The 6,355-nt window shown below is 31.9% G+C and carries 5 protein-coding genes and 1 pseudogene; all 6 read left to right on the top strand.

Annotated features, from left to right (window positions below):
* Positions 1–146: pseudogene (locus EJL03_RS16370) on the top strand (electron transfer flavoprotein subunit alpha); the annotation flags it as partial.
* A 111-nt stretch (positions 147–257) separates the two neighbouring features.
* Positions 258–1,106 carry a 3-hydroxybutyryl-CoA dehydrogenase gene (locus EJL03_RS05280; protein ID WP_125152909.1) on the top strand — a complete coding sequence of 283 codons (849 nt, stop codon included), beginning with the start codon at positions 258–260 and terminating at the stop codon, positions 1,104–1,106.
* 229 nt (positions 1,107–1,335) lie between these two features.
* Entirely contained in the window at positions 1,336–2,349 is a 1,014-nt protein-coding gene (locus tag EJL03_RS05275) for a sigma-54 interaction domain-containing protein (RefSeq protein WP_243108649.1), read from the top strand.
* A 267-nt stretch (positions 2,350–2,616) separates the two neighbouring features.
* Entirely contained in the window at positions 2,617–3,786 is a 1,170-nt protein-coding gene (locus EJL03_RS05270; RefSeq protein ID WP_125152907.1) for an iron-containing alcohol dehydrogenase, read from the top strand.
* A 182-nt stretch (positions 3,787–3,968) separates the two neighbouring features.
* Positions 3,969–4,859 carry a sulfide/dihydroorotate dehydrogenase-like FAD/NAD-binding protein gene (locus tag EJL03_RS05265; protein ID WP_125152906.1) on the top strand — a complete coding sequence of 297 codons (891 nt, stop codon included), beginning with the start codon at positions 3,969–3,971 and terminating at the stop codon, positions 4,857–4,859.
* Positions 4,859–6,244, top strand: a complete 1,386-nt coding sequence (gene gltA, locus EJL03_RS05260) for an NADPH-dependent glutamate synthase (RefSeq protein ID WP_125152905.1) — start codon at positions 4,859–4,861, stop codon at positions 6,242–6,244. Before EJL03_RS05265 ends, gltA begins: the two co-directional genes overlap by 1 nt.
* Positions 6,245–6,355: the final 111 nt, after the last annotated feature.

Below are 6,355 nucleotides of genomic sequence, written 5' to 3'. Positions count from 1 at the left end.
GTATGCAGGATTCTGATTACATAGTAGCTGTAAATAAAGATGAAAGTGCTCCAATCATGCAGATTGCTGATTTAGGAATAGTAGGGGATTACAAAAAAGTTATTCCTGAAATCATAGCTCAGATAAAGGCTACTCAGGCAGAATAGTTAACTTAATATACATGTTTGTATTTAATACAAACATGTATATTTTCATACAAGTTATAGCCCTAGTATATTTCAAAGTATTATAAAATTTATATAAAGGAGGTACATATTATGAAAAAGATATGTGTACTTGGTGCAGGAACAATGGGAGCTGGAATAGCTCAAGCATTTGCTTCAAAAGGATATGAGGTTGTATTAAGAGATATTAAGGATGAATTTGTTGATAAGGGATTAAAGGGAATCAACAAAAGTTTATCAAAATTAGTTGCTAAGGGTAAAAAGACTCAGGAAGATATGGATGCAATACTTTCAAGAATTACAGGAACAGTTGATATTAATCAAGCTGCGGATTGTGATTTAATAGTAGAAGCTGCAGTTGAGAGAATGGATCTTAAGAGAGAAATATTTGCTGAATTAGATAGAATATGTAAACCGGAAACAATACTAGCATCAAATACTTCATCACTTTCAATAACTGAAATAGCTACAGCTACAAAGAGACCAGAAAAGGTTATAGGAATGCATTTCTTTAACCCAGCTCCAGTTATGAAACTTGTAGAAATTATAAGAGGTATGGCTACTTCACAGGAAACTTTTGATGCAGTTAAAGAAGTTTCAGTAGCAATCGGAAAAGACCCAGTAGAAGTTGCAGAAGCTCCAGGATTTGTAGTAAACAGAATATTAATACCAATGATTAACGAAGGTGTTGGAATATTTGCAGAAGGGATAGCTTCAGCAGAAGATATTGATAAAGCTATGATGCTTGGTGCTAATCACCCAATGGGACCTTTAGCTTTAGGAGATTTAATAGGATTAGATGTTTGTTTAGCAATCATGGATGTATTATATAATGAAACTGGAGACTCAAAGTATAGAGCTCATTCATTATTAAGAAAATATGTAAGAGCTGGATGGTTAGGAAGAAAATCTGGAAGAGGATTTCATAACTACGCAAAATAGTTATAAATAAAAGTCATTGGATATCTCCAATGGCTTTTTATATATAGTAAATATTATAAATTTTTATCCGAAGGCTACCATCCGTATAACTCCCATGCTGTTTAGGTGGGGGATAACGGCTGACACGCCCCTGGATAAGTTCTTCTAAGACTCAGATTAAAAGAGGGATTCCCAATAAGCAAATTTCACCTGAGTCTAAGAATCACTTGAATGGTAGGTGGTGATATACTTGTTTTATACAGAGAGTTCCTTGGATAAATTTTTATCTAATGTAGGTAAAAAAAATACTATTTATACTGCTAAATATACTTTTGATAATATAATAGGAGAAAGTAATGTTATAAAAAATCTTATTAAAAGAGGCAAGCAAATTGCCAATAGTCCCTCTACAATATTAATACAGGGTGAAAGTGGAACTGGAAAAGAAGTTTTAGCTCAAGCTATACATAATTATAGCAATAGAAAAAATTATCCTTTTATAGCTGTAAATTGTGGAGCTATCCCAAGTAATCTAATAGAAAGTGAATTGTTTGGATACGTTGAGGGAGCTTTTACAGGAAGTAAAAAAGGGGGTCATATAGGAAAGTTTCAAGCAGCCAATGGTGGTACCATATTTTTAGATGAAATAGGTGATATGCCCTTAGATATGCAAGTTAGATTGCTTAGAGTACTGCAGGAAGGGTATATAACTAAAATAGGCAGTAATGTTCCCTTAAAGACTAATGTAAGGGTTATAGCTGCTACCAATAAGGAATTAAAAAAGGAAGTAGAGGGAAAAAGATTTAGAGAGGATTTATATTATAGATTGAATGTTATACCTATGTATACACCAACTCTTAGGGAAAGAAAAGAAGATATAAAATTTCTAATAGAGTATTTTCTTAATATGAAATCTATAAAATTAAATAAACCTAAACCCAAAATGCAAAATAATATATATCAAAATATTATTAGTTATGAATGGCCTGGAAACATAAGGGAACTAGAAAATTATATAGAGAATATGGTGAATTTCAATGGAGAAAGTACTATAAAATTTAGAATAGAAGCACCTACTAAAGCGAAAAGATATATAGGGGAAGAGGATATATATATATGTCCTTTACAAGAATTAGAGAGAAAGGCTATTATAGCTTGCAAAGATAAATATGGAAATAATGTTTCTAAAATATCTAGAATATTGGGGATAAGTAGAAATACATTATATAGTAAAATTAAAAAATATAGTATAAATTTTGATTAACATATGAAAAAATTTACAGAACTTTGTTAATAAAATTACAATATACAACAATAAAAACATGCTAATTTTTTTAACATTGTTCATTATTTTAACAATTTTATCATGTAAAGTGTTCTAAAATTCAACACTTTAATTTCATATAAATTAACAAAAGTCTAAAAGTACTATGAATTAGGAGTTTTGCAAGTGGCATAAAAATTGCTACATTAAATAGTGTTAAAAAAATATCAAGGTGATTTATTACTTTAATATATAGGAGGAATAATTATGTATAGATTTACAGTTCCAAGAGATATTTATTATGGAAAAGGATCATTAGAAGTATTAAAAAGTGTTAAGGGTAAAAAGGCTGTTATTGTTGTAGGTGGAGGATCCATGAAAAGATTTGGATTTTTAGATAAAGTAGAATCCTACCTTAAAGAAGCGAAAATAGAAACTAAATTAATAGAAGGTGTTGAGCCTGATCCATCAGTTGAAACTGTTATGAAGGGCGCGGAAATTATGAGAGAATTTCAACCAGATTGGATTGTATCAATAGGTGGAGGTTCACCAATTGATGCAGCTAAAGCCATGTGGTTATTTTACGAACACCCTGAACTAACATTTAAGGAAGCAGCAGAAAATGTGTTAGGATTACCAGAACTTAGGAACAAAGCTAGATTTATAGCTATTCCATCTACTAGTGGAACTGCAACAGAAGTTACAGCATTTTCTGTAATTACAGATTATAAAGCAGAAATAAAATATCCTTTGGCTGATTTTAATTTAACTCCCGACATTGCAATTGTAGATCCTGAATTAGCAGAAACTATGCCAGAGAAACTTACAGCTCATACTGGGATGGATGCTTTAACTCATGCTGTGGAAGCTTATGTAGCAGGACTTAGATCAAATTTTACAGACCCACTTGCAATGCAGGCAATCGCGATGGTAAAAGATTATATAATAAAATCTTATAAAGGAGATAAGGAAGCAAGAGAGAGAATGCATGAAGCACAGTGCTTAGCAGGTATGGCTTTTTCAAATGCTTTACTTGGAATTACTCATAGTATGGCTCATAAGATTGGGGCAGTTTTCCACATACCTCATGGATGTGCAAATGCTATATTTCTTCCATATGTTATAGACTTTAATAAAAAAGCTTGTAAGGATAGATATGTTACTATTGCTAAATATTTAGGATTAGGCGGAAATAGTGATGATGAATTAATAGATTCCTTAACTGATATGATTAGAGAATTAAATAAAGCTATGGATATTCCATTAACTTTAAAAGACTATGGTATAAAAGAGGATGAATTTAAGAATAAGGTTAAATTTATGGCACATAATGCAGTACTAGATGCGTGCACATCTTCAAATCCTAGAAAGATATCTGAAGATGAAATGGAGAATATGTATACCTATGCTTATTATGGAAAGAAAATAGATTTTTAAATTAATATAAATTTTAATAAAAGGCTCTCTTAATTAAGCTTATTAAGAGAGTTTTTATTTAGATTTTCATATTATGTATATAAAATTTTTAAAATTAAATAATAATGTTGATAAGTAGTACAGGGTTTTTTATAATGAATATTATGAACTGTAAAATAAAAAAAAGATACGGGGGAATAAAAATGTATAAGATTTTGAGTAAAAGGCTTTTGGCTCCTAACATTTATTTAATGGATGTTGAAGTTCCAAGAGTTGCAAAGTCTGCTAAACCAGGACAATTTGTAATAGTTAGAGTAGACGATAAAAGTGAAAGAATACCACTTACAATTTGTGATTATGATAGAGAGAAAAAGACGGTTACTATAGTGTTTCAAGTAGTTGGTGCATCTACAAAAAAAATGGCGGATTTAAAATGTGGAGATTATTTTAAGGATTTTGCAGGTCCTTTAGGGCAACCATCTGAATTAGTTTATGAAAACATAGAGGAACTTAAAAACAAAAACATAATATTCATAGCTGGTGGAGTTGGAGCAGCACCAGTATATCCTCAAGTTAAATGGTTAAATTCTATTGGAGCAAAGGTAGATGTTATAGTAGGAAGTAAATCAAAAGAATTTTTAATATTGGAAGAGGAAATGAAAAAAGTAGCAGGCAATTTATACATAACTACAGATGATGGATCCTATGGAGAAAAGGGATTGGTTACTGAAATGTTGAGAAAGCTTGTAGAAAAAAATAATAAAAGCTATGATTTAGTAGTAGCAATAGGACCAATGATAATGATGAAATTTGTAGTAAAACTTACAGAGGAATTAAAAATAAAGACTGTTGTAAGTTTAAATACACTAATGGTAGATGGTACAGGTATGTGTGGAGCTTGTAGAGTAACTGTAGGTGGTAAAACTAAGTTTGCTTGTGTAGATGGACCTGAGTTTGATGGCCATCTTGTTGATTTTCAAGAAGCAATGAGAAGGCAAGGAATGTATAAAACAGAAGAAGGTAAAAAATTACTTGAACAACAAGAAAGAAAAGAAGGACATGTTTGTCATGTTGGATTAGGAGGAGAAGAATAATGGATAGATTAAAGAAAACTCCTATTAAGGAACAATGTGCAGAAGAAAGGATAAAAAATTTTAAGGAAGTTTGTTTAGGCTATACAGAAGAAGAAGCTATAAAAGAGGCAGCAAGATGTTTAAATTGTAAAAAACCTCTTTGTATTTCTAAATGCCCTGTATCAATAAATATCCCTAAATTTATTCAGTTTGTGAAAGAGAAAGATTTTGAAAGTGCAGCCAAAGCCATAAATGAAGCAAGCTCATTGCCTGCTGTTTGCGGAAGGGTATGTCCACAGGAGAGCCAGTGTGAAGGAAAATGTGTTTTAGGAATAAAGGGTGAACCAATAGCTATTGGAAAACTAGAAAGATTTGTAGGAGACTGGTCTAGGGAGCATAATGTGGATTTATCTATAAAAAGTGATAAGAAGAATAAAAAGGTAGCAGTTATAGGAAGTGGCCCTGCTGGTCTTACATGTGCAGGAGATTTAGCTAAAATGGGTTATGAAGTTACAATATTTGAGGCACTTCATGAACCAGGTGGAGTTTTAGTATATGGTATACCTGAATTTAGGCTTCCTAAAGATACTGTAGTTAATCACGAGATAGAAAACGTAAAAAAGTTAGGAGTAAATATTGAAACAGATGTTATTATAGGAAAAACTGTAACTATAGATGAACTTATGGATGAAGAAGGATTCCAAGCTGTATTTATAGGGTCAGGAGCAGGGCTCCCAAAATTCATGGGAATACCTGGAGAAAACTATAATGGAGTATTTTCAGCTAATGAGTTTTTAACTAGAAATAATTTAATGAAAGCATTTAAAAGTGAGTATGATACTCCTATATTACTTGGTAAGAAAGTAGCAGTTGTAGGTGGTGGAAATGTAGCTATGGATGCGGCTAGAACTGCTAAAAGGCTTGGATCAGAAGTACATGTAGTATATAGAAGATCAGAGGAAGAATTGCCAGCAAGAGTGGAAGAAGTACATCACGCTAAGGAAGAAGGAATAATATTTGATTTATTAACCAATCCTGTAGAAATAGTAGGAAATGAAAAAGGGTGGGTTAAGGCTTTAAAATGTGTAAGAATGGAACTTGGAGAACCTGATGCATCAGGAAGAAGAAGACCTGTTGAATTAAAGGGATCAGAGTTTACTATGGATATAGATACGGTTATTATGTCACTTGGAACTTCTCCGAATCCACTTATATCAGCTACTACTAAGGGATTAGAAAGGAACAAGTGGGGATGTATAGTTGCAAACGAGGAAACTGGAAGTACAACTAGAGAAGGTGTTTTTGCAGGAGGAGATGCAGTAACAGGTGCTGCAACTGTTATACTTGCAATGGAGGCAGGAAAGAAAGCAGCAAAGGCTATAGATAAATTTTTAATAGATAAATAGATATAATGTGGTTTAAAAAGCAACTTTTTATTTAGGCATAATTTATTACTAAATAAAAGGTTGCTTGGAATTTTGTAATCTTTGTTAATGAAATTATTTAACGAAGGGGGA

The organism is Clostridium rectalis, assembly GCF_900626095.1.
GTDB classification, from domain to species: Bacteria; Bacillota; Clostridia; order Clostridiales; family Clostridiaceae; genus Clostridium_AS; species Clostridium_AS rectalis.
This window is presented reverse-complemented; position numbering and strand designations above follow the sequence as displayed.

Excerpts from the sequence above, each read along its gene's own strand:
- EJL03_RS05280 (WP_125152909.1), top strand. The coding sequence starts at position 258 with ATGAAAAAGATATGTGTACTTGGTGCAGGAACAATGGGAGCTGGAATA.
- EJL03_RS05270 (WP_125152907.1), top strand. The coding sequence starts at position 2,617 with ATGTATAGATTTACAGTTCCAAGAGATATTTATTATGGAAAAGGATCA.
- EJL03_RS05265 (WP_125152906.1), top strand. The coding sequence starts at position 3,969 with ATGTATAAGATTTTGAGTAAAAGGCTTTTGGCTCCTAACATTTATTTA.
- gltA (WP_125152905.1), top strand. The coding sequence starts at position 4,859 with ATGGATAGATTAAAGAAAACTCCTATTAAGGAACAATGTGCAGAAGAA.